This is a genomic window from Streptomyces sp. MB09-01 (genome assembly GCF_033794505.1).
Lineage (GTDB): Bacteria > Actinomycetota > Actinomycetes > Streptomycetales > Streptomycetaceae > Streptomyces.
The window spans coordinates 1-1338 of sequence record NZ_JARAYQ010000553.1; the positions used below are offsets into that span (position 1 = coordinate 1).

The 1338-nt window shown below is 66.5% G+C and carries 1 protein-coding gene; it reads left to right on the forward strand.

The features are described 5' to 3' along the window. Positions 1 to 177 precede the first annotated feature (177 nt). Complete coding sequence (locus PV721_RS43400) at positions 178 to 1299, forward strand: serine hydrolase domain-containing protein (RefSeq protein ID WP_319734388.1); 1122 nt, start codon at positions 178 to 180, stop codon at positions 1297 to 1299. The last annotated feature ends 39 nt before the right edge of the window (positions 1300 to 1338 follow it).

A 1338-nucleotide genomic window follows, 5' to 3' on the forward strand; every position in this document is an offset into this window, starting at 1 on the left:
TGTTACTCTGGTCAGTAGATGATGCAGATTGCTGTTGCCACTGCAGCGGCGTATGTGGCTAGGTTCCGTGGGTTGGTGTGTTGCGCTTTATGTTCAGTGGTGTCGCTCACTCTCGTCCCGTGCTTCGCCTTATGTGTCTGAGTCGCGGCTTCATCGTGTTGAGTCGGCGCGGTTTGCTTGGGGGTCGCCGCGTGCCCCGCCCAGGCGTCCTCGGACACCACCCCGGCGACGGCGGGGCACGCGGCGACCCAGCGGGCGATGGACGCGGACGTGAAGGGGGGCATCCCCGGCATCACGGCTCAGGCACGCGACACCAAGGGTGTCTGGAAATCGACATCGGGTGTCGGCAACCTGAGCACCGGCGCGCCGCGCGGTACGAACGACCGGTTCCGCGTCGGCAGCATCACCAAGACGTTCGTGGCGACCGTCCTGCTCCAGATGGAGTCCGAGGGCAAACTCGATCTCGACGACACCGTGGATCGCCATCTGCGCGGCCTGGTACGGGGCAACGGCAACGACGGCCGCAAGATCACCGTACGTCAGCTCCTCAACCACACCTCCGGCCTCTTCGACTACCTGGCCGATGAGGATTACCTCGACACGTACATACGGGGTCAGGGCTACCTCGACCACCGCTACGACACCCTGCCGCCCAAGAAGCACATCAAGGTGGCGCTCTCCCATGCGCCGCTGTTCGAGCCCGGCGCGCAGCTCTCGTACTCCAACACCAACTACATCCTGGCCGGACTGATCACCGAGAAGGCGGGCGGGCGGACGTACGAGGCCGAGGTCCGCGACCGCATCATCGAACCGCTGGGCCTGAAGGCCACCTCCAACCCCGGCAATAGCATCCACATCCCCCGCCCCAGCAGCCGCAGTTACTCCAAGCTGTTCGCATCGGCACCCGAACGGATCGACGACGTCACCGAGATGAACGGGTCGCAGGGCTGGGCCGACGGCGACATCATCTCCACCACCGGCGACCTGAACCGCTTCTACAGCGCCCTGCTGCGCGGCGAGCTGCTGCCGCCGCAGCAGCTCAAGGCCATGAAGACCACCCTGTCGATGCCCGAGCACCCCGACATGTCCTACGGGCTCGGCCTCACGCAGTTCCGCACCAGCTGCGGCACAACACTGTGGGGCCACGGCGGGGGAATGGTGGGGTCGACCTCCCTGGCCGTCACCACCGAGGACGGCCGCCACCAGCTCGCCTTCAACCGCAACGGGGACTGGAACACGGGATCGCTGAGGGAGATTCTGGAGGCCGAGTTCTGCCCCGCGCCGCCCTCCGCGGGCTGAGCCGCAGGCATCCGCGTCCGCCCCGGTGAAGAGCCCGCC